Here is a 24,250-nt window from a genome sequence, read left to right on the forward strand (position 1 = left end):
CTAAACCCGAAGCGGTCTTTTCCGGGTCTTTCTGGCCGGTGTCGGAGGTTGCGTCATGTCCAAACTGGTCACGATCTATGGGGGATCGGGGTTCGTCGGCCGCTACATCGCCCGCCGGATGGCCCAGCAGGGCTGGCGCGTGCGTGTGGCGGTGCGGCATCCCAACGATGCGATGTTCGTGCGCACTTATGGCGTCGTGGGCCAGGTCGAACCTGTCTTCTGCAACATCCGCGATGACGACAGCGTGCGCGCGGTGATGATCGGGGCGGATGCCGTGGTCAATAGCGTGGGCATCCTGGCCGAAAGCCGCAAGCAGGGTTTCGACGCGCTTCAGCACGAAGGAGCCGCACGGATCGCGCGGATCGCGGCTGAGCGGGGCGTGGCGCAACTGGTCCAGATCTCGGCCATCGGCGCGGACGAGGACAGCCGCAGCGACTATGGCCGCACCAAGGGCCTGGGCGAAAGGGCTGTGCGCGATGCGTTCCCGTCCGCGGTGATCCTGCGGCCCTCGATCGTGTTCGGGCACGAGGACGAATTCTTCAACCGCTTCGCTGCGATGACGCGGGTGTCGCCGTTCCTGCCGGTGGTTGGTGCGAATACCCTGTTCCAGCCCGTCTATGTCGATGACATCGCGCGGGCTGCCGAAATGGCGCTGCTGGGCCATGCGGAACCGGGCATCTACGAACTCGGCGGTCCCGAGACGCTGACGTTCCGGCAGCTGATGCAGCGCATGCTGACGATCATCCGCCGCCGCCGGCCGATTATCGCCATCCCCTTCTGGGCCGCCAGCGTGATGGGGGCTGTTTTCGACTTCGGATCCCGGCTGACCGGAGGACTGCTTGCCGGTCCGATCTCGCGCGATCAAGTCCGCAACCTGCGGCGCGACAACGTGGTTGGCGGCGGGGTTCGGACCTTTGCCGATCTGGGCATCCAGCCCACCGCGATGGAGCCGGTGCTGGAGGATTACCTGTGGCGCTTCCGTCCTTCCGGCCAATATGCCCGCATCAAGGAAAGCGCGCAGAACCTTCGCCGCCCTCAGCCATAGGCGACGGCAAGCAGGACGATGCCCAGCACGATCCTGTAAATGACGTAAGGCGTGAAGCTGACGAATTTCAGCAGCCGCATCATGCCCCACAGCGCCAGCAGCGCCGCGCCGAAGGCGAACAGGGCGGCGACGGCGCCGTCGCGGGCCAGCTGCGCGTCGGCCGATCCCGCCACCTCGATCCCCAGCAGGGTGCCCGAGGCGATGATCGTCGGAATCGACATCAGCATCGCCAGCCGCGTCGCATCCTCGCGCCGATAGCCCAGCCAGCGCCCGGCCGAGATGGTGATGCCCGACCGCGACGTGCCCGGTATCAGCGCGATCGCCTGCCACAACCCCATCACGACCGCATGCCGCAGCGTCCAGTCCGGCACCTGCAATACGGTTCGTCCCTTCTGGTCGGTCCAATAGAGGACAATGCCGAAGACGATCATCGTCCAGCCGATGATCGCGGTGGATCGCAGCGATGCGGTCAGGTCAAGTATGCTGAGAACCAGTCCGGCGAGGACGACTGGGATCGTCGCGACGACCAATCCCAGGGCCAGACGCGCGCCCGGCGTATCCATCCGCCCCCGAACGAGTCGCGGCAGACCAGCAAGCGAAAGGGCGACATCGGACCGGAAGTAAAGGATGACCGCACCCAGCGTTCCCACATGAACGGCCACGTCGATGGCCAGCCCCTGATCGTCGAGGCCCGTCAGAAGCGGCAGCAGAATCAGGTGGCCCGACGACGAGACTGGCAGAAATTCGGTCAGACCCTGAATCAAGGCCACCAGAAGCAGGTGAAATACGGGCATTCGAACGCTCACGAGGGGTCGGGGACGCTATACCACTCGCATACGGAGGTGGAAGCGGATAACAGCGTCCGCTTCGGACCTGATAGACATCTTAATTTACAGTCAGGGGTGCGTGCGATGGAATAAATCGGCATTAAGGTCAGCATTACTGTCTTTCATTTATGCATCCCGTTGCGGTAGATGGATCGCGGTTTGAGGGAGATGTGATGGGCAAGGATCGGATGTTGCGGTTCGTCGATGTCGCGCGGGACATGCCCGCGAAGCGGCCGCCGGAATTGCGCGCGCGGGATTTCGGCGAGATTTATGGCGAATATGCGGACGAGAAGGCGGCCGAGCAGGCGGGGCGGTGCAGCCAGTGCGGCGTGCCCTATTGCCAGTCGCATTGCCCGCTGCATAACAACATCCCCGACTGGCTGCGGCTGACGGCCGAGGGGCGATTGCGCGAAGCCTATGAGATCAGCCAGGCGACCAACACCTTCCCCGAAATCTGCGGCCGCATCTGCCCGCAGGACCGGCTGTGCGAAGGCAACTGCGTGATCGAGCAATCGGGCCACGGCACCGTGACCATTGGATCGGTCGAGAAGTATATTACTGATTCCGCTTGGGAAAACGGCTGGGTGCAGCCCATCGTCAATGCCGGCGAGCGGCCCGAGAGCGTCGGCATCATCGGTTCCGGCCCCGGCGGTCTGGCCTGTGCGGACATGCTGCGGCGCGAGGGGGTGCAGGTGACGGTCTACGAACGCTCGGACAGGGCGGGCGGGCTGATGACCTATGGAATCCCCGGTTTCAAGCTGGAAAAAGACGTCGTGATGCGCCGGATCCGGCAGCTTGAGGAGGGCGGCGTCGAGTTTCGGCTGAACTGCGATGTGGGTGGGGATGTGTCCTTTGCCGCGATCCAGGGGCGGCACGATGCGGTGCTGATCGCCACCGGCGTCTATCAGGCGCGGGCCTTGCCCGAACCCGAGGATGGTTCGCAAGCCATTGTTCCTGCATTGGATTTCCTGACGGCAAGCAACCGTCAATGCTTCGGCGACGAGGTGCCCGAGTTCGAGTCGGGAGAGTTGAACGCGCATGGCAAAAGGGTCGTCGTGATCGGGGGCGGGGATACGGCGATGGATTGCGTTCGGACCGCGGTGCGGCAGGGGGCGGTCAGCGTCAAATGCCTTTATCGCCGGGACCGCGCGAACATGCCCGGCAGCCAGCGTGAGGTCGCCAATGCCGAGGAGGAGGGCGTCGAATTCGTGTGGCTGAGCGCGCCGGGAAGGGTCGGCGCCGGCGGCGCGAAGGGGGTCAGCGTGCAGAGGATGCGGCTGGGCCAACCCGATGCGACGGGTCGGCAAGTGCCTGAGTTGATTGAGGATTCCGAGTATCTGGAAGAAGCCGATCTGGTCATCGCGGCCCTGGGATTCGAGCCTGAACCGTTGCCGAAACTGTGGGGCGTCGACGGGCTGGAGGTGACGCGGTGGGGCACGGTTCTGGCCGATTTCCAGACCCACGAAACCAGCCTGCCCGGCGTCTATGCCTGCGGCGATATCCAGCGCGGAGCCTCGCTGGTCGTCTGGGCGATCCGCGACGGACGCGAGGCGGCGCAGGCGATCATGGCGCAATTCGGTGCGGCGACGGCCATCGCGGCCGAGTGAAACGTACAACTTGTACATTTCGCGGGCCGAAACGTACATTTCGCCGCGACCGGACAAGACAGACATAAGGTCAGTCAGACTGACCCACCCGCAGCAAGGGGACGATCCGATGACCACATACGATGCAGCCTGGGTTGCGGCCGAGGACGCGCGCCGCGCATGGATGAATGAACATTCGCTTTACCGGGTGGACGACGAGCACGCGTCCTGCGGCGTCGGGCTGGTGGTCAGCGTGGACGGGGTGCCGTCGCGGCGGGTGGTGCAGAACGGGATCGATGCGCTGAAGGCGGTCTGGCATCGGGGGGCCGTCGATGCGGACGGACGCACCGGCGACGGCGCGGGGATCCATGTGCAGATCCCGCGCGCCTTCTTCCGCGATCAGGTCGAGCGGACGGGGCACGTTCCGCACGACGACCGGACGATGGCGGTCGGGCAGGTCTTCCTGCCGCGCATCGATTTCGGGGCGCAGGAGAAGTGCCGCACCATCGTCGAGACCGAGGTGCTGCGGATGGGCTATTTCATCTATGGCTGGCGGCACGTGCCGGTGAACGTCGCCTGCCTGGGCGACAAGGCCAACGCGACGCGCCCCGAGATCGAGCAGATCCTGCTGTCGAACGTCAAGGGCGTGGACGAGGAGACGTTCGAGCGCGAGCTTTACGTCATCCGCCGCCGGATCGAGAAGGCGGCGGCGGCGGCCGGCATCCGCGAGATGTATATCGCGTCGCTGTCCTGCCGGTCGATCATCTACAAGGGGATGATGCTGGCGCAGGACGTGGCCGAATTCTATCCCGACCTGCGGGACGAGCGGTTCGAGAGCGCCTTCGCCATCTATCACCAGCGCTATTCCACCAACACGTTCCCGCAATGGTGGCTGGCGCAGCCCTTCCGCATGCTGGCCCATAACGGCGAGATCAACACGCTGAAGGGCAACCTGAACTGGATGCGCAGCCACGAAATCCGCATGTCCAGCGACGCGTTCGGCGAGATGGCCGAGGACATCAAGCCGATCGTGCCCCAGGGGTCCAGCGACAGCGCGGCGCTGGATTCGGTGTTCGAGGTTCTGGTGCGGGCGGGGCGCAGCGCGCCGATGGCCAAGACGATGCTGGTGCCCGAGGCCTGGACCAAGCAGGCCACCGCGCTGCCGAAGGCGTGGCAGGATATGTATGCCTATTGCAACAGCGTGATGGAGCCCTGGGACGGTCCCGCGGCGCTGGCGATGACCGACGGCCGCTGGGTCTGCGCGGGGCTGGACCGCAACGGGCTGCGGCCGATGCGGTTCGTCGTGCTGAAGGGCGGCATCGTCATCGCCGGGTCCGAGGCGGGGATGGTCCCCGTGGACGAGACGCAGGTGGTCGAGAAGGGCGCGCTAGGGCCGGGCGAATTGCTGGCCGTCGATATGGCCGAAGGGCGGCTTTACCACGATGCCGAGATCAAGGACCGGCTGGCGGCGTCGCTGCCCTTTGGCGAATGGGTCGGCAAGATCACCGATCTGGACCACGCCTTCGCGCAGGTGAGCGAGCGCGCGGTATTCGCGGGCGAGGAACTGCGCGCTCGGCAGATCGCCGCCGGCTATACGCTGGAGGAGCTGGAGCAGATCCTGGCGCCGATGGCCGAGGACGGCAAGGAAACGCTGGCCAGCATGGGCGACGACACGCCCGCCGCCGTGCTGTCGAAGCACTATCGCCCGCTGAGCCACTATTTCCGGCAGAATTTCAGCCAGGTGACGAACCCGCCCATCGACAGCCTGCGCGAATACCGGGTGATGAGCTTGAAGACGCGGTTCGGCAACCTCAAGAACGTGCTGGACGAGTCGGGCGCGCAGACGGAAATCATCGTGCTGGACAGCCCCTTCGTGGGCAACGCGCAGTTCGATCGCATGGTGGCGGCGTTCAACGCGCCCTGCGCCGTGATCGACTGCACCTTTGCGGCGGGCGGCGGGCCGGGCGCGCTGAGCGAGGCGCTGCGCCGCGTGCGTGCGCAGGCCGAGGATGCCGTGCGGTCGGGATCGGGGCATGTTGTGCTGACCGATCAGGGATCGGATGCGGACCGCGTGGCGATGCCGATGATCCTGGCGACCAGCGCCGTTCATTCATGGCTGACGCGGCAGGGGCTGCGGACGTTCTGTTCGCTGAACGTGCGGGCGGCCGAATGCATCGACCCGCATTATTTCGCAGTGCTGGTGGGCTGCGGGGCGACGACGGTGAACGCCTATCTGGCCGAGGACAGCCTGGCCGACCGGATCGAGCGGGGGCTGCTGGACGGGCCGCTGACCGAGGCCGTGGCGCGCTATCGCGCGGCCATCGACGCGGGGCTGCTGAAGATCATGGCGAAGATGGGGATTTCGGTCGTCAGTTCCTATCGGGGCGGGCTGAACTTCGAGGCGGTGGGGCTGAGCCGCGCCATGTGCGCCGAGTATTTTCCGGGCATGCAGAGCCGGATCAGCGGCATTGGCGTGAACGGTCTGCAACTGAAGGCCGAGGAGGTTCACGCCCGCGGCTGGCGGGCAGGCGCGTCGGTGCTGCCTATCGGCGGGTTCTACAAGGCGCGCCGGTCGGGCGAGACCCATGCCTGGGAGGCGAGCGCGATGCACATGCTGCAAAGCGCCTGCGACCGGGGCAGTTACCAGATGTGGACGCAGTATTCGGCGCGGATGCGGGCCGCGCCCCCGATCCACCTGCGCGACCTGCTGGACATCAAGCCGCTGGGCGCGCCGGTGCCCATCGAGGAAGTGGAAAGCATCACCGCCATCCGCAAGCGGTTCGTCACGCCGGGGATGAGCCTGGGCGCGCTGTCGCCCGAGGCGCACAAGACGCTGAACGTGGCGATGAACCGCATCGGGGCCAAGTCCGATTCGGGCGAAGGCGGCGAGGATCCGGCGCATTTCGTGCCAGAGGCCAACGGCGACAACCCCAGCGCCAAGATCAAGCAGGTGGCTTCGGGGCGGTTCGGGGTGACGGCCGAATACCTCAACCAGTGCGAAGAGCTTGAGATCAAGGTCGCGCAGGGCGCCAAGCCCGGCGAGGGCGGGCAATTGCCCGGAATGAAGGTGACGGCGCTCATCGCTCGGCTGCGCCATTCGACGCCGGGCGTCACGCTGATCAGCCCGCCGCCGCATCACGACATCTACAGCATCGAGGATCTGGCGCAGCTTATCTACGACCTCAAGCAGATCAACCCGCGCGCCAAGGTGACGGTCAAGCTGGTGGCGTCGTCGGGCGTGGGGACCATCGCCGCCGGTGTGGCCAAGGCCAAGGCGGACATCATCCTGATCTCGGGCCATAACGGCGGCACGGGGGCGTCGCCCGCCACCAGCATCAAGTATGCCGGCCTGCCCTGGGAAATGGGCCTGACCGAGGCGCATCAGGTCCTGACGATGAACAACCTGCGCGACCGCGTGACGCTGCGCACGGACGGGGGGCTGCGGACGGGGCGCGACATCGTCATGGCCGCGATGCTGGGGGCCGAGGAATACGGCATCGGCACCGCCGCGCTGATCGCGATGGGCTGCATCATGGTGCGGCAATGCCAGTCGAACACCTGTCCCGTGGGCGTGTGCACGCAGGACGACCGGCTGCGCGCCAAGTTCACCGGCAGCGCGGAGAAGGTGGTGAACCTGATCACCTTCTATGCGACCGAGGTGCGCGAGATCCTCGCCTCGCTGGGCGCGCGGTCCCTGGACGAGGTGATCGGGCGGGCGGATCTGCTGACGCAGGTGTCGCGCGGATCGACGCATCTGGACGATCTGGACCTGAACCCGCTGCTGATCAACGTGGGCGGCGGCGCGGTGCTGGACCGGCATCGCCCCCGGCAGGCCGTGCTGGAAACGCTGGACGCGGATATCGAGCGCGACGCGGCGCGGTTTCTGAAGGACGGCGAGAAGATGCAGCTTTGCTATGCGATCCGCAACACCGACCGCACGGTGGGCACGCGCACGTCGAGCCATGTCGTCAGCCGCTTCGGGATGCGCGACAACGGGCTGCAACCCGATCACCTGCACGTCAAGTTGACGGGCAGCGCCGGGCAGTCGCTGGGCGCGTTCCTGGCGCCCGGCATCAAGATCGAGGTCAGCGGCGACGCCAACGACTATGTCGGCAAGGGGCTGTCGGGTGGTCTGATCGTGGTGCGGCCGAACACCGCCTCGCCGCTGGTGGCGGCCGAGAACACGATCGTCGGCAACACCGTGCTTTACGGCGCGACGGACGGATACCTGTTCGCCGCGGGCCGCGCCGGCGAGCGGTTCGCCGTGCGCAATTCGGGCGCGCGGGTGGTCGTCGAGGGCTGCGGCAGCAACGGGTGCGAATACATGACCGGCGGCGTGGCGGTCATCCTGGGGCGGATCGGGGCCAATTTCGGCGCGGGCATGACCGGGGGGATGGCCTATATCCACGATCCCGACGGCCTGTCCGACAACCTGATGAACCGCGAGACGCTGGTGACGTGCCCGGTGACGGTGCCCCATTGGCAGGCAGAGCTGAAAGGGCTGGTCGAGCGTCACCTGGCCGAGACGGGCAGCCGCCGGGCCGAGGACATCCTGCGCAACTGGGACGAGGCGCTGGGGCAGTTCGTGCAGGTCTGCCCCAGGGAGATGCTGTCGCGCATCCCGCATCCGCTGGCGGCCGAGGACTGGGCGATTCCGGCGGAATGAGCGCCTAGTTCCCCCCGCAGGCCGCCAGACCGTCCGCCAGTTCGCGCAGCAGCGCGGGATAGAAGGCGGGGCCGGGGGCGATGCCGGTGCCCAGCGGGTCGAGGACGGCCGGCCGGGCGCCGGTGCCTTCGGTCACGGTGCGGACGAGGGCCGGGTTGAATTGCGGTTCGGAAAAGACGCAGGCGACGCCCAGATCGGCGATGGCGTCGCGGATCCGCTCGATCCGGGCGGGGCCGGGGCTGGCGGCATCGCCCAGCGCGATGGCCCCCGACGCGGCAAGGCCGAACCGATCCTCGAAATAGCGATAGGCGTCATGGAAGACGACGAAGCGCATGTCCTTCGCGGCAGCGAGGGTCGCGGCGATGTCGGTCTCGGCCTGTTCGATCCGGGCGATCCCCTGACGCGCATTGGCGGCATAGGCGTCGGCGTTGGGCGGGTCGAGACGGGCGAGTTCGGCGGCGATGGCCGTCAGCCAGGCCTTGCCGTTTTCGGGGTCGAGCCAGGCATGCGGATCGCGGCCCGGATGGTCGTGGCCGCCGAACCCGTCGCCGGTGCGGAAGGGAACGGCGTTGGTGTCGGGCAGGTCCAGCAACGGGACCAACGCGGCGCCGGGGGCCAGCGTGCCGATGACATCGCCCAGCCACGGGGTCAGTTCGGGACCGATCCAGAACACGATGTCGGCGTCCTGAAGGGCCGACGCCTCGGACGGGCGCATGGCGTAGCCGTGGGGCGATGCGCCGGGGCGGACGATCTGCGACGGGTCGCCCAGACCGTCCATCACCGTGGCGGCCAGCGACCGGATCGGGGCGATGTCGGTGGCGACGCGCGGCACATCGGCGCGCGCGATACCGGCCAGCAGGCAGAGCGTCAGGGAAAGGCGGAAGATCATCGGCGGTCCTTTGCATCGGGAGTGTCGGGCGGCAGGCGGTTGCCGGTTTATACGTGATAGTATAACATCGCAAGAACCTGTCGGGAGATGCCGGATGTCCTTTCACGCCCACGATCACCGCGACTGCATCGCCGACGGCATCGCCGCAGCCGAGCGGTATTGCGCCGAACGGCGGTTGCACTTCACGCCCGTGCGCCGGCGGGTTCTGGAAATGCTGCTGGGCGGGCACACGTCGCTGCGCGCCTACGAGATTCTGGACCGGCTGCGCGCCGAAGGGCTGGGATCGCAGCCGCCGGTGGCCTATCGCGCGCTGGATTTCCTGGTGATGCACGGATTCGCGCACCGGGTCGAGCGGCTGAACGCCTTCATCGCCTGTTCGCACGCCGACAGCCGCCACGCGCCCGCCTTCCTGATCTGCCGGGCCTGCAACCGCGTGGTCGAGGCCGAGTCCGATCCGCAGGCGGGCGAACTGGGGCGCGCCGCGCGGCGGGCGGGCTTCGTCATCGAGCGCACCGTGCGCGAGGCCGAGGGCCTGTGCCCCGATTGCGCGTGCGCCGCATGACCGCGCCGCTGGTCGAGACGCGGGGGCTGGGCGTGCGAATGGGCGGCGTGCAGGTGCTGCGCGACGTGGATTTCGCCATCGCACCGGGCGAGATCGTGACGATCGTGGGGCCGAACGGATCGGGCAAATCGACGTTGCTGCGCGCGATCCTGGGCAGCATCCGGCCCAGCGCGGGACGGATCGTGCGGTCGGCGGGGCTGCGGCTGGGCCATGTGCCGCAGCGGCTGGTGCTGGACCCGACTTTGCCGCTGACGGTGACGCGGTTTCTGGGGCTGCCGCGGCGGGTGTCTGTCGCACGGGCGCGCGAGGCGCTGGACCGGGCCGGGCTGGCGGATCTGGGCGGGCGGCAGATGGCCGACCTGTCGGGCGGGCAGTTCCAGCGGGTGCTGCTGGCGCGCGCGCTGCTGGACGCGCCGAACCTGCTGATCCTGGACGAGGCGACGGCGGGGCTGGACCAGCCGGGGGCCGCCGCCTTCTATCGCCGGATCGAGGAGGTGCGCGCCCGGACGGGCTGCGCGGTGCTGATGGTCAGCCACGACCTGCATGTGGTGATGAGCGCGTCGAACCGCGTGGTGTGCCTGAACGGGCATATCTGCTGCGAAGGCGCGCCCGAGGCGGTGGCCGGCGCGCCGGTCTATCGCGCGCTGTTCGGCGAGGGGACGCAGGGCGCGCTGGCGCTGTACCGGCACCGGCACGACCACCACCACGATCATGCGGTGGAAGCGGCCGAATGATGCTGGACGATTTCATGACGCGCGCGGTGCTGGCGGGGATCGGCACGGGGCTGGCGGCGGCACCGGCGGGATGCTTCGTCGTCTGGCGGCGGATGGCCTATTTCGGCGACGCGACGGCGCATGCGGCGATCCTGGGCGTGGCGCTGTCGCTGGCGCTGTCGCTGCCGGTCTTCGCGGGGGCGCTGGGCGTCGCGCTGGCCATGGCCGTCACGGTGACGCTGCTGACGGGGCGGGGGCAGGCGGGCGATACGCTGCTGGGGGTGATGGCCCATTCGGCGCTGGCCTTCGGGCTGGTGGGGGTGTCTTTCCTGACCGATGTGCGGATCGACGTGATGGCGTATCTGTTCGGCGACATCCTGGCGGTGTCGCGGGGCGATCTGGCGGTGATCTGGGGCGGTGCGGCGCTGGTGCTGGGGCTGGTCGGCTGGCGCTGGTCGGCCCTGCTGACCGCGACGCTGAGCCCGGATCTGGCCCGTGCGGCGGGGATCGACCCGAGGCAGGAACAGATGATCCTGACGCTGGTGCTGGCGGTGGTGGTGGCGGTGGCGATCAAGGTGGTGGGCGCGCTGCTGATCACCGCGCTGCTGATCGTGCCCGCTGCCGCCGCGCGGCCCTTCGCGCGCACGCCCGAGGCGATGGCGGGGCTGGCGGCGGTGCTGGCGATGGGGTCGGCCTGGGCAGGGCTGCGGGCATCCTATGCGCTGGATACGCCCGCGGGGCCGACCATCGTATGCGTGCTGGCCCTGTGCTTTGCGGTGGCCAGCGCCGTGTCGGGCGCAAGCCGGCGGGCCTGATCCCGCGCCGGCGGGAAATGCCGGCGCGGAAGGGGCTTACCAGTCGCGGCGTCCACCCGCGGCGGCACCGGCGGCGGCGGCGAGGCCCAGAAGCGACGCGATGGTCAGCCAGATCGAGGCCTGCGCCACCGCATCCGTCGCGGCCTGCGCGGCCTGGACGGCTTCTTCCTTGGCGTCGTCGATCGTCTCGCGGACGGTATCGGCGGCTTCGCGGAAATCGGCCTCGATCTCGTTCACGACCTGCTCGGCGTCGGCAGGGTCGATGCCGAGGCGACGCGCCAGCGTGTCGAACGCCTCCTCGCGGTCCTCGGCCGACAGGACGGCGTTCGGACCCTGGAAGAGGTTGTCGAAGGCGCGCTCGATCCGGTCGCCCGCATTGGTCGGGTTGGCCAGAACGTCGGCGGCGGTGCGGCGGACGATGTTGATGGCGCGCTGGCGTTCTTCGGGGCTGGTCACGTCCTGAAGCGTCTCGCGCGCTTCGGTGCGCAGGCGCTGGGTGGTAATGCTGGCATCGTTGAGAACCTGCTGCACTTCGGGCGGCAGATCGTCCACCGAGATGCGGTCGGCCATCTGCGAGATGTCGGGCAGGTCGATGTCGTCGGGGATGAGGGCGTCGGCCGCGTTGACGGTGGCCTGGCCTGCATTGGACAGAAGCGCGCCCGATGCGCCGAAGACGGCGCTGCCGCCGCTGATCGCGGCCCAGGCCATCAGAAGCGTGGCCAGCGCCCAGACCGCAGCACCCTGAAGGGCCGCCGACATGGTGGGAACGGGGCCGACGAACTGCGCGGCCGCATAGCCGCCCGCCGCCAGCGAGATCAGTTGCGTGATGACGAGATAGACGGCCGATCCGGTACCGAAACCGCCCAGCCCGTCGCCCTGCGCCGGATCGAAGACCGACATGCCGATGGCAAGGCCCAGCGTGGTGAACATCACCATCAGGGCCAGGGTTATGAAAGTGCCCGCGACGATGGCGCTGAGCGATACGCGGCGGACGCCGGCGGCATATTCGTGGGGGGCATAGGTCATCGGGCGCTGTCTCCTGCTGGGTGCACGGTTGCGCAACCCGCGGGGACGCGTTCGGTTGCGTCGGCGCGCGGGTTATTTCGCGCGGACGGTGCATGGGGGTGTTCCAGCGTGACAATCGGGCCGCTATGACGCCGCGCATGACCGAACGCCGCGCCCGCAAGACGCCCCAGCCCGCCACGCCGATCCGCCGCCCCGGACGGTGGCTGCGGCGCGGGACGCTGACGCTGGCAGCGCTTGTGCTGGCGGCGATCGCCCTGCCCGCCTGGGTCGCGCCGCCCGCGACGCCGCTGATGCGGTCCGAGGCGCGGCGGCTGGGCGGGATCGAGCGCGAATGGGTGCCGATGGACCGCATCGCGCCGGTCATGGCGCGGTCGGCGGTCGCCGCCGAGGATGCCAATTTCTGCCGCCACTGGGGGTTCGACATGGCGCAGATCCGCGCCGCGCTGGCCGAGGGCGCCAATCGCGGCGCCTCGACGATCAGCCAGCAGACGGTGAAGAACGTGTATCTGTGGAACGGCCGGTCCTGGCCGCGCAAGGCGCTGGAGGCGGCGATCACGCCCGCGGTCGAGCTGATCTGGACCAAGCGCCGGATCCTGGAAGTCTATCTGAACGTGGCCGAGTTCGACGAGGGCGTGTTCGGCATCGGCGCGGCGGCGCGGCATTATTTCGGCGTGACGCCCGATGCATTGAACGCGGTGCAGGCGGCGCGTCTGGCGGCGATCCTGCCCGATCCCAAGGGACGGTCCGCCGCCGATCCGGGGCCGGCGACGCGGCGGCGGGCCGAGTCGATCCGCGACGGGGCCGCGACCATCGCCCGCGACGGGCGCGCGGCCTGCTTCGGCGGCTGACGCGCCGGCGGGGCGGTCGCGGCGGGGTTGTAGCGCGGCGGGGTTCGCGGCATGAGGGGCCATCCTTGACCGCCTGCCGACCGGACCGCCCCATGCATCGACTGTTCCATTTTCCGCTTTCGCCCTTCTGCCGCAAGGTCCGGCTGAGCCTTGCCGAAAAGCGCATCGAGGTGGAACTGGTCGAGGAACGCTATTGGGAGCAGGACGCCGATTTCCTGCGCCGGAACCCGGCGGGCAAGGTGCCGGTGCTGCGGATGGGCGGGCAGAACCTGTCGGAATCGAGCGCGATCTGCGAATACCTGGAAGAATTGCATCCCGAAACGCCGCTGCTGCCGCGCAGTCCCGAGGGGCGTTACGAGGTGCGCCGCCTGGTCGGGTGGTTCGACGACAAGTTCTTCCGCGAAGTGACCAGCAAGCTGCTTTACGAGCGGGTCAACAAGAAGGTCATGGGGCAGGGCTACCCCGACAGCGCCAACGTCAAGGCGGGCGCGCGGGCGATCAAGTTTCACCTCGACTACATGGCGTGGCTGCTGGACCAGCGGCGGTGGCTGGCGGGCGATTCGATGAGCCTGGCGGATTTCGCCGCCGCCGCGCATCTGAGCTGTCTCGACTATATCAGCGACGTCGACTGGAACCGCAGCGAGACGGTCAAGGACTGGTATGCCAAGATCAAGTCGCGCCCGGCCTTCCGGTCGATCCTGGCCGATCAGGTGCCGGGCTTCCTGCCGCCGCCGCATTACGCGGATCTGGATTTCTAGGAACGTCCGGGCGGGCGGATGTCCGGGCCTTCGGGGCGGTATTCGCAGCCGAAGGGCGCCGTCCAGCCTGCCCTGCGGCATGCGTCGATGAAGGCATGGGTCGCGGCGGCGGGTGCCGTGCGGGCCGGGACGGACGCAATCTGGACATGGCCGATGCGGGCACGGTGACGCCGAAAGAGGTCGGCCGCCCCGCCATGCGCCGTTTCGATATGGTAGTAATCGAACAGGATCCGCAGGTTGGGGGCGCCGACATCGTCCTGAACGCGGATGGCGAGGTCGAGCGTCGGCAGCGCATAGCCGGGGGCCGCCGCGGAACAGAGCGGTTCGATCAGGATGGTGCGGTCGGTGGAACCCGCCGCGTGGCGCAGGACGCGGACGAACTGGCCGAGGTCGGGGTCGCCGGTGCGTCCGGCAAGGACATGGACGGCACGGGTGCCGATGCCGTCCGCCAGCGCCAGCGCCGCATCCACGTCGCGCCGCGCGTCGTCTTCGGCCCCCCGCATCGCCGCGCGCCCGCCGGTGGCGCCCATCGCGACGTTCAGCGACAGGACGGGCAGGGCCGCGTCGCGCAGGGCGGCATGCAGGACGGCGGGGTCGGTGCGCTGCGCCTCGTCGTGAAACTCGACCGCGTCGAAGCCGGCGGCGGCGGCCGCGCGGATGCGGTCGCAGAAGGGCAGGTGCGGCCAGAGAAAGCCGGTATTCGCCGACCAGCGGTTTGCGTCGGGGCGGGGATCGGATAGGTCCCGCGCAGAGGATCCGAGGGGAAGGTGGGTGCCATGAAACGGCTGGCGGTCTGCGCCATCTGCCGCAACGAGCGGCCCTATCTGCTGGAATGGCTGGCGTTCTATCGGCATGTCGGCTTCCCCGAAATCTATGTCTACGACAATGTCAGCGATGACGGCACGTCCGAATTGCTGGCCGCGCTGGACGATCTGGGCGAAATCCGCCGCATCTTCTGGCCGCGCCGTCCCAAGGTGCCGCCGCAACGGGATGCCTATAACGATTTTCTGGAAAACCACGCGCATCGCCACGATTACGTCCTGGTCTGCGATCTGGACGAGTTCCTGATCGTCGAGCCGCCGCTGGACGTGCAGGGTCTGATCGCCGAGGCCGAGGCGGCGTTCGGCGAGGTGGCGTCGATCGTCGTGCCGTGGCGGATGTTCGGGTCGGACGGGGCCGAGCGGATGGTGCCGGGGCTGGTGCTGGAACGCTTCCGCCGGACGGCGCGCAAGGTGGATACGACGGTCAAGACGATCTTCAACACCCGCCACGTCTACAGCTTTCGCACCCATATCGCCGACAGCGTGGACGGGGCGGACGTGACATCGGCGATGACGCCCTTCGTGCGCGACCGCGACATGCCGATCCGCATGGATGCGCCGCGCGCGGGAAAGGCGGTGATGCACCATTATTACACCAAATCGCGCGAGGAATGGGCGCGCAAGGTGCAGATGGCCAAGGCCGACCGGCCGGGCGACGAGAGGCGGCGCGCTTCGGCGTTCGAACGGACGGCGGATCTGCCGATGGTGAACGACGCGGCGCTGCCCCATGTCGCGCCGGTCAAGGCGGGCATCGCGCGATTGCAGGACGCGCTGGACGGGCTGGCGCGGGCGGTGGCGCCCGACAGCATCCGCATCCTGCGGGCCGATCCCAGCCGGCTGTTCGGGACGCTGACCTACGAGGGGCGAAGGCCTGCGCGGTTGCCGGTGGTGCGGATCGTCGCCGAGGGGTGCCGCGAATACACCGTTGCCGCCCGCGAGACACGCGAGGCCGGGGTCTATCTGTTCACGCTGCGGCGCAAATGGAAGCGCGCGATGCGGTGGATCACCGTTTCGGTCGTGGGGGACATGGCGACGCTGCACGTCGATCTGGACGGGGTTGCACCGCTGATGGCAGACGAGGACGGCCGCCATTCGCTGGCCTCGATCCTGCGCAAGGACGGCTGAACGCCGTCAGTCCGGGCGGTCGAAGGCGGCGAGGAACAGCGCCTTGACGGCTTCCATGTCGCCGTCTTCGCAGATGTCGATGGGCGGGCCGTCGTCCACGGGGCGGGTGCGGCCGATTTCCGCGCCGTCCAGCGCGACCGACAGGGCGGTGCGGCGCATCCGGAACAGGTCGGGGCGCAGGGCGGCGACGATGGCGGCGGGATCGTGCAGGCCGCAGCCCTCGACGCCCGCCACGTTGCGATAGAAGTCGAGGTAGAAGCGGCTGGCGCGGTCGAGAAAGCCGCCCAGATGCGGGTCGGTCCGGGCGATGCGCGCGAAGTCTTGGGCGGTGCAAAGCACCCGCATCGTCACGTCGAGGCCGACCATGACGACCGGCGCGCCGCTTGCCAGAACCTCGGTCAGGGCGTGGGGATCGTTCCAGGTATTCGCCTCGGCATGGGGGGTGACGTTGCCGGGCACCCAGGCGGCGCCGCCCATGAAGACGATGCGCGCGACGTTGCGCGCGAAGGCGGGGTCGCGGCGGATCGCCTCGGCCACATTGGTGATCGGCCCGATGGCGCAGACAGTCAGCGCGCCCGGATGTTCGCGCGCCAGACGGCAGAGCAGGTCGGCGGCATCCTCGGCCACGGCACGGCGGGCGGGCGCGACGGCGGGCAGGTCGCCGAAGCCTTCGGCCCCGTGCACATGCGCCGAGGGCGGGCTGGGCGCGCGCGCCAGCGGTCCCGCCGCCCCCTGCGCCACGGGAATGTCGAGGCCGGCCATTTCGCACAGATGCAGCGCGTTGCGGGTCGCCGTTTCGACGGTCACGTTGCCGAACACGGTCGTCAGCGCCAGCAGGTCGATCTGCGGCGTGCGGGCGGCGAAGAACACCGCCATCGCGTCGTCCACCCCCGGATCGGTGTCGATGACCATCTTCAGGCGTTGCGTCATCCGGCGTTTCCGTCCCATGGCTGCTGGCAGGGTGTGAGTCGCACCGATGACGGCGCGGATCAAGCCCGGGGCGATTGACGGGCGGATGAATCGTCGTGAAGAAAGAAACACTACCCTGAGAAAGGACATGGCCCACATGCCGACCGCGCCGCAGACCGCCGCCCCCTGGACCCTGGTGGCGGTGTTGACGCAGCCGGACGGGGGGATGGCCGACGCGCCGGCGCTGCTGCGCGATGCGTGCATCGGGACGGTCGAGGTCCGAAGCCTGGGCGATCTGGCGGACCGGGTCGCGGACGGCATCGGCTGCGCCCTGCTGCCCGCCGATGCGCTGGCGGGGCCCGACGCCGATCGGCTGGCCGAGGTTCTGCGCAATCAGCCGCCCTGGTCGCATCCGCCCTTTATCGTGCTGGTGGACCGCGACGCGCCGCCGCTGTCGGGGGTGGCGAAGGCGCGTCTGACGGAGCTGCGCAATGTGGTGGTGCTGACGTGGCCCTTTCACGATGACGAGGCGGTCCATGCCGTGCGGTCGGCCCTTGCCGCGCGGATGCGGCAATACGAGGCGGGGCGGCGGTTGCAGCAGCTTGAGTTGCAGGGCACGCGGCTGCGCGACAGCGAGGCGAGCTTTCATGCCATCGTCGAATCCATCGACCAGCTTGTCTGGTCGGCGCGGGCGGACGGGGTGCACGATTTCTTCAACGCGCGGTGGTATGCGTTTACCGGCCTTGCGCCCGGCGATCCGATGGATCCCGCGACCGGCGAGCATTTCCATCCCGACGACCGCGACAGGATCGTCGCGGCGGTGGCCCATTCCTTCGCCACCGGCGAGAGGTTCGAACAGGAATACCGCCTGCGCCACCACGAGGACGGCTATCGCTGGGTGCTGGGCCGCGCGCAGCCGATGCGCGACGAAGCCGGCCGGGTGCTGCGTTGGTACGGCACCTGCACCGACATCCACGAGGACGTGCTGGCCGACAATCACGACATGGCCCTGCGCGATGTGGAACGCGACGCGCTGTGGAACGGCGCGCGCGAGCTGTTCGTCATTATCTCGATCAAGGGGGATTACATCGACGTCAATCCCAGCATGCAGGCCGCGCTGGGATATGCGCAGGACGAGCTGACCGCGATGCGCTTCGACGATCTGGTGCATCCCGACGACCTGAAGGCGGTGCACGAGGGGTTCGCCGCCATCGTCAAGGGCGGCGCGATGACCGATCTGCCGCTGCGCATCCGCCGCAAGGACGGGCAATACCGGCTGATCGAGTGGAGCGCGGGCATCAGCGGCGAGGTGGTCTTCGCCTCGGGGCGCGACGTGACCGAACGGCGCGAACGCGAGGCGGCGCTGAAGCGGACCGAGGCGGCGCTGCGGCAAAGCCAGAAGCTGGAAACGATCGGCCAGCTTACGGGGGGCGTGGCGCACGATTTCAACAACCTGCTGATGGCGATCCGGTCCAGCCTCGACCTGGTGCGGCGGCGGCTGGGGGACGATGCCGAGGCAAAGGGTTATATCGACAACGCGCAGGAAGCCGCGGCGCGGGGCGCGGGGCTGACGCAGCGGATGCTGGCCTTCGCGCGCAAGCAGGATCTGCGGCCCGATGCCGTCGTGCTGGACGATGCGCTGCGCGATCTGCGCGGGCTGCTGGAACGGTCGGTCGGGCCGGGCGTCGAGATCGGCATCGAGGTGGCGGCGGGCATCCCGCCGGTGCGCGTCGATCGCAACCAGCTTGAAATGGCGGTGCTGAACCTGGCGGTGAACGCGCGCGACGCGATGGGCGGCAGCGGGCGGCTGACGCTGACGGCGGCGCGTGCCGATGACGCCGCGGTGGCCGATCTGCCGCCCGGCGATTATGTCGCCCTGGCGGTCGGCGATACCGGCGCGGGGATGGACGCGACGACCCTGGCGCAGGCGCTGGAGCCGTTCTTCACCACCAAGGGCGTGGGCGAAGGGACGGGACTGGGCCTGTCGATGGTTCACGGTCTGGCGATGCAGTCCGGCGGTACCTTCGTGCTGGAGAGCATGCCGGGTCAGGGCACGACCGCGACGCTGATCCTGCCCGTGGCCGAAGTGCCGGCCGCCGCGCCCGAACCGCGCGCCGAACCCGCAGCGGCCGGGGCCGGGACCGGACGCCGGACGATCCTGGCCGTGGACGACGATGCATTGGTGTTGATGGGAACGGTCGGGTTGCTGGAGGATATGGGACACGACGTCATCAAGGCGCGGTCGGGGGCCGAGGCGCTGAAGCTGCTGGGCGACCGCCCCGAGGTGGACCTGATCCTGACCGATCAGGCGATGCCCAAGATGACCGGGGTGGAACTGGCCGGGGCGATCCGCCGTCTGCGCCCCGACCTGCCGATCCTGCTGGCCACCGGCTATGCCGACATGCCCGAAGGCGCGTCGGGCGTCATCAGCGCCAAGCTGGACAAGCCGTTTTCGGACATCGAGTTGACCGACGCGCTTGCCCGCCTGCTGTAACGACGCCCGGTCAGGCCGAAGCGGGGGCGTCGGTGTCGGGCAGTTGCAGGAAGAACCGCACCATCTGGGCCGAGGCGTCGGGCCCGGCGGGATCGGTGTAGGATCCGGCCGCAGCCCCGCCCGACCAGGCATGGCCGGCGCTGTCGATCATCCAAAGCTCGGCCCGGTGGGATCCGTCGGGGGCGGAAACGACCGTGCGGACATAGCTTTTGCCCGATGGCGCGCGCCCGGCGGATCTGGCGGTGCTGGTTCCCGGCCCGCTGGCCGCCTGCAACAGCATGTCGCCATTTGAGGGATGCACCGTCTGATCGGCGGTGCCGTGAAAGACGATGCTGCGCGCCGCCGAAGCCCCCGAGGCCCCCGCCCCGCCGCGCATGGCGCTGAAGGCCGACATGACATCCTGCGCCGCGCCGTGCGGCAGGCCGGAATGGACACCGACGGCGGCGAAGATTTCGGGATGCGTCACGCCAAGGATCGCGGCCATCGCGCCGCCCGCCGACAGCCCCGCCGCGAAGGTGCGCCCCTTGGGCACGTCGAATTCGGCGCCGAGGGCCAGCGCCAGACCGGCGAGGATTTCGGGCTCGCCGCCCTGCGCGGTCTGGTCGCCGGGGCGGAACCAGTTCCAGCAGCCCTGCGCGTTCTCGCCGCGGGTCTGTTCGGGATAGGCGACGATCAGCCCGTGGCGTTCGGCCACGGCGTTCATCTGGGTGCCGAGCGCGAAATCGTCGGCGTTCTGCGTGCAGCCGTGCAGCATCACCACCAGCCCTTGCGCGCCATCGGGCAGGGTCGAGGGCACATAGAGGCGATAGTCGCGCTGTCCGGCGGGGTTCGCGAAAGTGCGCCGCTCGAACGTGGCGCCATCGGGGACGGCGACAGGCTTGGCATTGCCGGGCAGACCCTTGCCCAGAATGTCGAGGCCGGGCATGTTCTTGCCGAGCCCGTCCAGTCCGGGCATCCCCTTGCCGGACAGGTCGATGCCCGGCATCCCCTTGCCCAGCAGGTCCACCACATCGCGCAGCGGACGCCGCCGGCTGGGGGCGGGGGGCTTGCGGTCGGTCTTGGCGGCCGGACGCGCGGCGGGGCCGGGGCGATCCTCGACGATTTCGGCATCCTCGATGGCGGGATCGCGGGGCGGTTGGGCCGGTCTGGCCTCGGGGGCGGCGGGGCGGCCCGACAGGGCGGCCTGGATGCTGCGCGTGGCGGCCATCGGGTCGCCGGCGCGGGTCTGTTCCAGCGCGCGGCCCAGTGCCGCGCCGAGGTCGATCTTCATGGTGGTATTCCTTTGGCAGAGGCCGCGGCCTCAGACGATGCGATCCCGAAGGGCCGCCTTGAGTTCTTTCGATGCCTGCAACGCGCCAAGCACGCGCAGGGATCCGATGGTGGCCCGCGCCAGATCGGCGGGGATGTCGGGGGCGATGCGGACCAGGCCCACGACCTTGACGTGCAGAACCTCGCCCGCGTCATGGGCGGTCTGTAGATCGGGCAGCGTGATGTCGTGCAGGCCCATTTCCAGCATGTGCCGTTCGACCGACCGCGCGATGGCGTCGTCCTGCGTCGCAAGCTGCGACCGGATGGCGGTGCGGATGAAATCGGTGCGGTTGGAATAGAACCCTTCCTCGACCAGCAGGTCGATACGACCCAGATCGACCGGGCCGAGATTGACGGTGATCTTCTCGCTTTCCGCTGCCTTTATGGGGATGCCCATGCCGCGCTCCGTTTTTCGCCATCCGCATGGATGGTATATGGATGGTTTATCGCGGCTTGCAAGGGACGTTTGGAAATGAGGCTGGTCTCGACAGGCCCTGCCGCTTATTTGCCGGGCGTTGTTATCGAAGGACGGGCGGGTGTCGGCGGACCTCAAGGCACGGCTGAAGAACGAGGCGCTGGCGGCGGGGTTCGTGCGCATGGGCGTCTGCCGCCCCGGTGCCATCCCGCAGGCGGCCGGCCGGCTGGCGGCGTTCCTGAAGGCCGGACGGCACGGCACGATGGGCTGGATGACGGAACGGCAGGGCTGGCGCGGCGATCCGGCGGCATTGTGGCCCGAGGCGCGATCCGTGGCGATGCTGGCCGAAAGCTATACCCCCGCGCACGATCCGCTGGACGATCTGGCGCTGGCCGACCGGGGGACGGTGAGCGTCTATGCGCAGGGGCGCGATTATCACGACGTGGTCAAGAAGCGGCTGAAGCGCGTGGCGCGGTGGCTGGTCGCGGCGGCACCCGAGGCGGGGGTCAAGGTTTTCGTCGATACCGCGCCGGTGATGGAAAAGCCGCTGGCGCAGGCGGCGGGGCTGGGATGGCAGGGCAAGCACACCAACCTGCTGGGCCGCGACATCGGCAACTGGGTGTTTCTGGGCGCGATCTTCACCACGCTGGACCTGCCGCCCGATCCGCCCGAGAGCGAGCATTGCGGGACGTGCCGCAAATGTCTGGACATCTGCCCGACGGATGCGTTTCCCGCGCCCTTCCAACTGGATGCGCGGCGCTGCGTGTCGTATCTGACGATCGAGCATGCGGGCCCGGTGGACGAGGCGCTGCGCCCCGGTCTGGGCAACCGCATCTATGGCTGCGACGATTGCCTTGCCATCTGTCCGTGGAACAAGTTCGCGGTGGCCGCGCGCGACATGCGGCTGACCCCGCGCGACGGCGTGCGCGCGCAGCCCCTGGCCGAGCTGGCGACGCTGGACGATGCGGGCTTCCGCGCGCGGTTCTCGACCAGCGCGGTCAAGCGGATCGGCCGCGACCGCTTCGTGCGCAACGTCTGTTACGCCATCGGCAATTCTGGCCTGCCGGCGCTGGATCCGGCTGTTGCGGAATTGACGCAGGATGCGGACCCGGCCGTTGCCGATGCCGCGCGCTGGGCTAGGATGCGGCTGGCGCGGCAAGGAGGGTGAGGGTGGCGCAAACGGGTCTTCTGCGCCGTCTGGCCATCGGCGGCGCGCGGCCCCGCCGCCGCGCCAAGCGCCCGGTCCTCGACGCCTATCGCGGTTACGGGGTGCCGGGGGGGTGCGTCCTGCGCGGGCGGGTTCTGGCCGCGCTGCGCCGCACGACGCCCGACCCCGACCAGAGCCGCTGGCAGAACCTGCGCGAGATGGCGTCGCTGTTCTTCACCGACGAGGTGGCGGACGTGCGCGTCACCGTACCCGCGACCGGGGCCGAGGCGGTCAGCGACAGCGAGGGGTATGTCACGCTGGAAATGCCCTTTGCCGCGCCGCCGGGCTGGCACGAGCTGGGCATGGAGATCGCGGGCGATCCGACGACGCGCACGGTCTGCCGCGTGCTGATCCCGTCGCCCGACGCGCGGATCGGGGTGATTTCCGACATCGACGACACGGTGATGCTGACCGGCGCCTATTCGCTGGCGCGCAATCTGTGGACGACATTCACCGGGTCGGCCATCACCCGAAAAGTGTTCCCCGATGCGGTCGTGCTGCTGGACCATCTGTCGGCGCACGGGGTCAATCCGGTCTATTACGTCAGTTCCAGCCCCTGGAACCTGCATGCCTTCCTGAACCGCGTCTTCGACCGGGCGGGGCTTGTCGCCGGGCCGGTCTTCCTGCGCGATCTGGGGATCGGCGGGCCGGCGGGCCGGACGCGGCGGCATGGCGACCACAAGGGCGACGCCATCGACCGGATCATGGACGCGAACCCCGCCCTGCCCTTCGTCCTGATCGGCGATACCGGGCAGCACGATGCCGAGATCTATCTGGAAGCGGCGCACAGGCACGGGGGACGGGTGCGTGCGGTGATCCTGCGCGAACCCCGGCCCGAAGCGCGGCATGGCCCGGACGAGGCGAGCCGGGTCGCCATGGCGGCGCTGAAGCGGATTGGCGTGACGGTCATCCATGCGCCCGATTTCGCGCAGGTGGCGGGCGATCTGCGGCGGGCCGGGATCGTCGTCTGAATGAACGCGGAATTGACCGCGTCGGCGGGAACCGTTTCGCGTCTTCGGCGACTCGTGTCAGGATGGCCGTCCGTCACGGAGGAGTTCCCATGACCAAGCATGTCCTCGACCGCCGCAGAAGTTCGGATGCCGGGCGGGTGTTGCAGTTCGCGCGGATCGAGCGGGCCGACAGCGCGCTGCGCCCCGGCCGCCTGACGCCGCAATTCCGGGCGCCGCGCCGTCCCGAGAACGGCATCGTCGCCCGGTTCCGGCGTCTGGTGCGCCGGGAAGTCTAGGCCCTGACCAGCCGTTCGTAGCTGTCCGAGATGTCGCGCGTCAGCGCGCCCACCTCGAACCGGTAGTCGCCGATCTGGCCCACGGGCGTCACTTCGGCGGCGGTGCCGGTCAGCCAGCATTGCTGGAAACCTTCCAGTTCGGACGGCTGGATGTGGCGTTCGTGGACGGGGACGCCCTTTTCCTTCAGCAGGCCCAGCACGGTCTGGCGGGTGATGCCGTTGAGGAAGCAATCGGCCAGCGGCGTGTGAACCTCGCCATCGCGGACGAAGAAGATGTTGGCGCCCGTCGCCTCGGCCACATAACCGCGATAATCCAGCATCATCGCGTCGCTGCAACCCTTGGCCTCGGCCGCATGCTTGGACATGGTGCAGATCATGTAAAGACCGGCGGCCTTCGCCTCGGACGGGATGGTTTCGGGCGACGGGCGCTTCCACTTCGACAGGTCGAGCCTGGCGCCCCTGGTCTTGGCATCGCCGTAATAATTGCCCCATTCCCACGCCGCCACGGCCATGCGGACCGGATTGCGCGATGACGCGACCCCCATTTCGGGACCGACCCCGCGCCACGCGATCGCGCGGACATAGGCGTCGGTCAGGCCGTTCGCCTTCAATGTGGCGGTCTTGGCGGCCTCGATCTCGTCCACGGAATAGGGGATTTCGAAGTCGATCAGGCTGGCGGAACGGCGCAAGCGTTCGGAATGGCGGCGCGATTCGAAGATGCGGCCGCCATAGCACCGCTCGCCCTCGAACACGGAACTGGCGTAATGCAGGGCATGGGTCAGGATGTGGACCTTGGCGTCGCGCCATTCGACCAGATGCCCGTCCATCCAGATCTTGCCGTCACGGTCGTCATACCCATCCGCCATAGCCGCACCTTTAGTTGCCATGATATGCCCGCAACGGACATATAGTTGCTAAAATCGCGTCTGTTCGCTAGCAGTCGGATCTTGGAATGTCAATAAAGCTGACATAAACTGACGGCTGAAGGAG

Annotated in this window: 21 protein-coding genes; 13 read left to right on the plus strand and 8 right to left on the minus strand. The window is 68.7% G+C overall.

Annotated features, from left to right (window positions below; translation table 11 throughout):
- The first annotated feature begins 55 nt into the window (after positions 1 to 55).
- Positions 56 to 1,045, plus strand: coding sequence for a complex I NDUFA9 subunit family protein (locus tag OCGS_RS07105; RefSeq protein WP_007426558.1), 990 nt, complete (start codon positions 56 to 58; stop codon positions 1,043 to 1,045).
- Here OCGS_RS07105 and OCGS_RS07110 read toward each other — a convergent pair.
- The gene (locus OCGS_RS07110) at positions 1,036 to 1,839 is read right to left on the minus strand and encodes an undecaprenyl-diphosphate phosphatase (protein WP_007426559.1); all 804 of its coding nucleotides are present in this window, start codon (positions 1,837 to 1,839) and stop codon (positions 1,036 to 1,038) included. The genes OCGS_RS07105 and OCGS_RS07110 overlap by 10 nt on opposite strands.
- A 206-nt stretch (positions 1,840 to 2,045) precedes the next feature.
- Between OCGS_RS07110 and OCGS_RS07115 the strand changes: the two genes are divergently transcribed.
- Together OCGS_RS07115 and gltB are read left to right on the plus strand one after the other, a co-directional pair.
- Positions 2,046 to 3,479, plus strand: a complete 1,434-nt coding sequence (locus OCGS_RS07115; RefSeq protein WP_007426560.1) for an NAD(P)-dependent oxidoreductase — start codon at positions 2,046 to 2,048, stop codon at positions 3,477 to 3,479.
- 109 nt (positions 3,480 to 3,588) lie between these two features.
- Positions 3,589 to 8,124, plus strand: a complete 4,536-nt coding sequence (gene gltB, locus OCGS_RS07120; protein WP_007426561.1) for a glutamate synthase large subunit — start codon at positions 3,589 to 3,591, stop codon at positions 8,122 to 8,124.
- Between the two features lie 4 nt (positions 8,125 to 8,128).
- Here the strand turns inward: gltB and OCGS_RS07125 are convergent, their stop codons facing one another.
- Entirely contained in the window at positions 8,129 to 9,013 is an 885-nt protein-coding gene (locus OCGS_RS07125) for a zinc ABC transporter substrate-binding protein (RefSeq protein WP_007426562.1), read from the minus strand.
- Positions 9,014 to 9,107: 94 nt separating this feature from the next.
- On the opposite strand from OCGS_RS07125, the gene OCGS_RS07130 reads away from it, so the two are divergent.
- The 3 genes from OCGS_RS07130 to OCGS_RS07140 are packed head-to-tail and all read left to right on the plus strand — an operon-like array spanning position 9,108 to position 11,103.
- A complete protein-coding gene (locus tag OCGS_RS07130) occupies positions 9,108 to 9,575 on the plus strand; it encodes a helix-turn-helix domain-containing protein (RefSeq protein ID WP_007426563.1) in 468 nt (155 codons plus the stop codon).
- Positions 9,572 to 10,309, plus strand: a complete 738-nt coding sequence (locus OCGS_RS07135) for a metal ABC transporter ATP-binding protein (protein WP_040610661.1) — start codon at positions 9,572 to 9,574, stop codon at positions 10,307 to 10,309. Before OCGS_RS07130 ends, OCGS_RS07135 begins: the two co-directional genes overlap by 4 nt.
- Positions 10,309 to 11,103, plus strand: coding sequence for a metal ABC transporter permease (locus OCGS_RS07140; protein WP_040610725.1), 795 nt, complete (start codon positions 10,309 to 10,311; stop codon positions 11,101 to 11,103). Before OCGS_RS07135 ends, OCGS_RS07140 begins: the two co-directional genes overlap by 1 nt.
- 36 nt (positions 11,104 to 11,139) lie before the next feature.
- On the opposite strand, the gene OCGS_RS07145 is transcribed toward OCGS_RS07140, so the two are convergent.
- Positions 11,140 to 12,129 carry a hypothetical protein gene (locus OCGS_RS07145; RefSeq protein ID WP_007426566.1) on the minus strand — a complete coding sequence of 330 codons (990 nt, stop codon included), beginning with the start codon at positions 12,127 to 12,129 and terminating at the stop codon, positions 11,140 to 11,142.
- 125 nt (positions 12,130 to 12,254) lie between these two features.
- On the opposite strand from OCGS_RS07145, the gene mtgA reads away from it, so the two are divergent.
- Both mtgA and fzlA read left to right on the plus strand, forming a co-directional pair.
- A complete protein-coding gene (gene mtgA, locus OCGS_RS07150) occupies positions 12,255 to 12,977 on the plus strand; it encodes a monofunctional biosynthetic peptidoglycan transglycosylase (protein WP_040610662.1) in 723 nt (240 codons plus the stop codon).
- Positions 12,978 to 13,069: 92 nt separating this feature from the next.
- The gene (gene fzlA / locus OCGS_RS07155; protein ID WP_007426568.1) at positions 13,070 to 13,735 is read left to right on the plus strand and encodes an FtsZ-binding protein FzlA; all 666 of its coding nucleotides are present in this window, start codon (positions 13,070 to 13,072) and stop codon (positions 13,733 to 13,735) included.
- Here fzlA and OCGS_RS14780 read toward each other — a convergent pair.
- Positions 13,732 to 14,589, minus strand: coding sequence for a TIM barrel protein (locus tag OCGS_RS14780; RefSeq protein WP_083848230.1), 858 nt, complete (start codon positions 14,587 to 14,589; stop codon positions 13,732 to 13,734). The two genes, fzlA and OCGS_RS14780, sit on opposite strands and share 4 nt — an antisense overlap.
- On the opposite strand from OCGS_RS14780, the gene OCGS_RS14545 reads away from it, so the two are divergent.
- Positions 14,512 to 15,681 carry a glycosyltransferase family 2 protein gene (locus tag OCGS_RS14545; RefSeq protein WP_007426570.1) on the plus strand — a complete coding sequence of 390 codons (1,170 nt, stop codon included), beginning with the start codon at positions 14,512 to 14,514 and terminating at the stop codon, positions 15,679 to 15,681. The genes OCGS_RS14780 and OCGS_RS14545 overlap by 78 nt on opposite strands.
- A 6-nt stretch (positions 15,682 to 15,687) precedes the next feature.
- Here OCGS_RS14545 and OCGS_RS07170 read toward each other — a convergent pair whose 3' ends face one another.
- A complete protein-coding gene (locus tag OCGS_RS07170) occupies positions 15,688 to 16,611 on the minus strand; it encodes a nucleoside hydrolase (protein ID WP_007426571.1) in 924 nt (307 codons plus the stop codon).
- Positions 16,612 to 16,738: 127 nt separating this feature from the next.
- Between OCGS_RS07170 and OCGS_RS07175 the strand changes: the two genes are divergently transcribed.
- On the plus strand, positions 16,739 to 19,084 hold the full coding sequence (locus OCGS_RS07175; RefSeq protein WP_162136605.1) for a hybrid sensor histidine kinase/response regulator: 2,346 nt from the start codon (positions 16,739 to 16,741) through the stop codon (positions 19,082 to 19,084).
- 10 nt (positions 19,085 to 19,094) lie between these two features.
- Here OCGS_RS07175 and OCGS_RS07180 read toward each other — a convergent pair whose 3' ends face one another.
- Together OCGS_RS07180 and OCGS_RS07185 are read right to left on the minus strand one after the other, a co-directional pair.
- Positions 19,095 to 20,354, minus strand: coding sequence for an extracellular catalytic domain type 1 short-chain-length polyhydroxyalkanoate depolymerase (locus tag OCGS_RS07180; protein WP_007426573.1), 1,260 nt, complete (start codon positions 20,352 to 20,354; stop codon positions 19,095 to 19,097).
- Between the two features lie 30 nt (positions 20,355 to 20,384).
- Positions 20,385 to 20,789 carry a hypothetical protein gene (locus OCGS_RS07185; protein WP_007426574.1) on the minus strand — a complete coding sequence of 135 codons (405 nt, stop codon included), beginning with the start codon at positions 20,787 to 20,789 and terminating at the stop codon, positions 20,385 to 20,387.
- A 139-nt stretch (positions 20,790 to 20,928) separates the two neighbouring features.
- Between OCGS_RS07185 and queG the strand changes: the two genes are divergently transcribed.
- From queG to OCGS_RS07200, 3 genes are all read left to right on the plus strand, one after another.
- The gene (gene queG / locus OCGS_RS07190) at positions 20,929 to 21,975 is read left to right on the plus strand and encodes a tRNA epoxyqueuosine(34) reductase QueG (RefSeq protein WP_007426575.1); all 1,047 of its coding nucleotides are present in this window, start codon (positions 20,929 to 20,931) and stop codon (positions 21,973 to 21,975) included.
- Positions 21,976 to 21,977: 2 nt separating this feature from the next.
- A complete protein-coding gene (locus OCGS_RS07195) occupies positions 21,978 to 22,985 on the plus strand; it encodes an App1 family protein (RefSeq protein WP_007426576.1) in 1,008 nt (335 codons plus the stop codon).
- Positions 22,986 to 23,074: 89 nt separating this feature from the next.
- Positions 23,075 to 23,260, plus strand: coding sequence for a hypothetical protein (locus OCGS_RS07200; protein ID WP_007426577.1), 186 nt, complete (start codon positions 23,075 to 23,077; stop codon positions 23,258 to 23,260).
- Here the strand turns inward: OCGS_RS07200 and OCGS_RS07205 are convergent.
- Positions 23,257 to 24,126, minus strand: coding sequence for a branched-chain amino acid aminotransferase (locus tag OCGS_RS07205; RefSeq protein WP_007426578.1), 870 nt, complete (start codon positions 24,124 to 24,126; stop codon positions 23,257 to 23,259). The genes OCGS_RS07200 and OCGS_RS07205 overlap by 4 nt on opposite strands.
- Between the last annotated feature and the right edge of the window lie 124 nt (positions 24,127 to 24,250).

The organism is Oceaniovalibus guishaninsula JLT2003 (assembly GCF_000299575.1).
Lineage (GTDB): Bacteria > Pseudomonadota > Alphaproteobacteria > Rhodobacterales > Rhodobacteraceae > Palleronia > Palleronia guishaninsula.

What these genes read in the sequence shown, in the direction of transcription:
- OCGS_RS07130 (WP_007426563.1), top strand. Translation starts at nt 9,108, where the DNA reads ATGTCCTTTCACGCCCACGATCACCGCGACTGCATCGCCGACGGCATC.
- OCGS_RS07105 (WP_007426558.1), top strand. Translation starts at nt 56, where the DNA reads ATGTCCAAACTGGTCACGATCTATGGGGGATCGGGGTTCGTCGGCCGC.
- OCGS_RS14780 (WP_083848230.1), bottom strand. Translation starts at nt 14,589, where the DNA reads ATGCCGATAGAACGCCAGCCATTCCAGCAGATAGGGCCGCTCGTTGCG.
- OCGS_RS07110 (WP_007426559.1), bottom strand. Translation starts at nt 1,839, where the DNA reads ATGCCCGTATTTCACCTGCTTCTGGTGGCCTTGATTCAGGGTCTGACC.
- gltB (WP_007426561.1), top strand. Translation starts at nt 3,589, where the DNA reads ATGACCACATACGATGCAGCCTGGGTTGCGGCCGAGGACGCGCGCCGC.
- OCGS_RS14545 (WP_007426570.1), top strand. Translation starts at nt 14,512, where the DNA reads ATGAAACGGCTGGCGGTCTGCGCCATCTGCCGCAACGAGCGGCCCTAT.
- OCGS_RS07145 (WP_007426566.1), bottom strand. Translation starts at nt 12,129, where the DNA reads ATGACCTATGCCCCCCACGAATATGCCGCCGGCGTCCGCCGCGTATCG.
- OCGS_RS07115 (WP_007426560.1), top strand. Translation starts at nt 2,046, where the DNA reads ATGGGCAAGGATCGGATGTTGCGGTTCGTCGATGTCGCGCGGGACATG.
- OCGS_RS07175 (WP_162136605.1), top strand. Translation starts at nt 16,739, where the DNA reads ATGGCCCACATGCCGACCGCGCCGCAGACCGCCGCCCCCTGGACCCTG.
- OCGS_RS07125 (WP_007426562.1), bottom strand. Translation starts at nt 9,013, where the DNA reads ATGATCTTCCGCCTTTCCCTGACGCTCTGCCTGCTGGCCGGTATCGCG.
- OCGS_RS07140 (WP_040610725.1), top strand. Translation starts at nt 10,309, where the DNA reads ATGCTGGACGATTTCATGACGCGCGCGGTGCTGGCGGGGATCGGCACG.
- OCGS_RS07200 (WP_007426577.1), top strand. Translation starts at nt 23,075, where the DNA reads ATGACCAAGCATGTCCTCGACCGCCGCAGAAGTTCGGATGCCGGGCGG.
- OCGS_RS07185 (WP_007426574.1), bottom strand. Translation starts at nt 20,789, where the DNA reads ATGGGCATCCCCATAAAGGCAGCGGAAAGCGAGAAGATCACCGTCAAT.
- OCGS_RS07180 (WP_007426573.1), bottom strand. Translation starts at nt 20,354, where the DNA reads ATGAAGATCGACCTCGGCGCGGCACTGGGCCGCGCGCTGGAACAGACC.
- OCGS_RS07135 (WP_040610661.1), top strand. Translation starts at nt 9,572, where the DNA reads ATGACCGCGCCGCTGGTCGAGACGCGGGGGCTGGGCGTGCGAATGGGC.
- fzlA (WP_007426568.1), top strand. Translation starts at nt 13,070, where the DNA reads ATGCATCGACTGTTCCATTTTCCGCTTTCGCCCTTCTGCCGCAAGGTC.
- mtgA (WP_040610662.1), top strand. Translation starts at nt 12,255, where the DNA reads ATGACGCCGCGCATGACCGAACGCCGCGCCCGCAAGACGCCCCAGCCC.
- OCGS_RS07205 (WP_007426578.1), bottom strand. Translation starts at nt 24,126, where the DNA reads ATGGCGGATGGGTATGACGACCGTGACGGCAAGATCTGGATGGACGGG.
- OCGS_RS07170 (WP_007426571.1), bottom strand. Translation starts at nt 16,611, where the DNA reads ATGACGCAACGCCTGAAGATGGTCATCGACACCGATCCGGGGGTGGAC.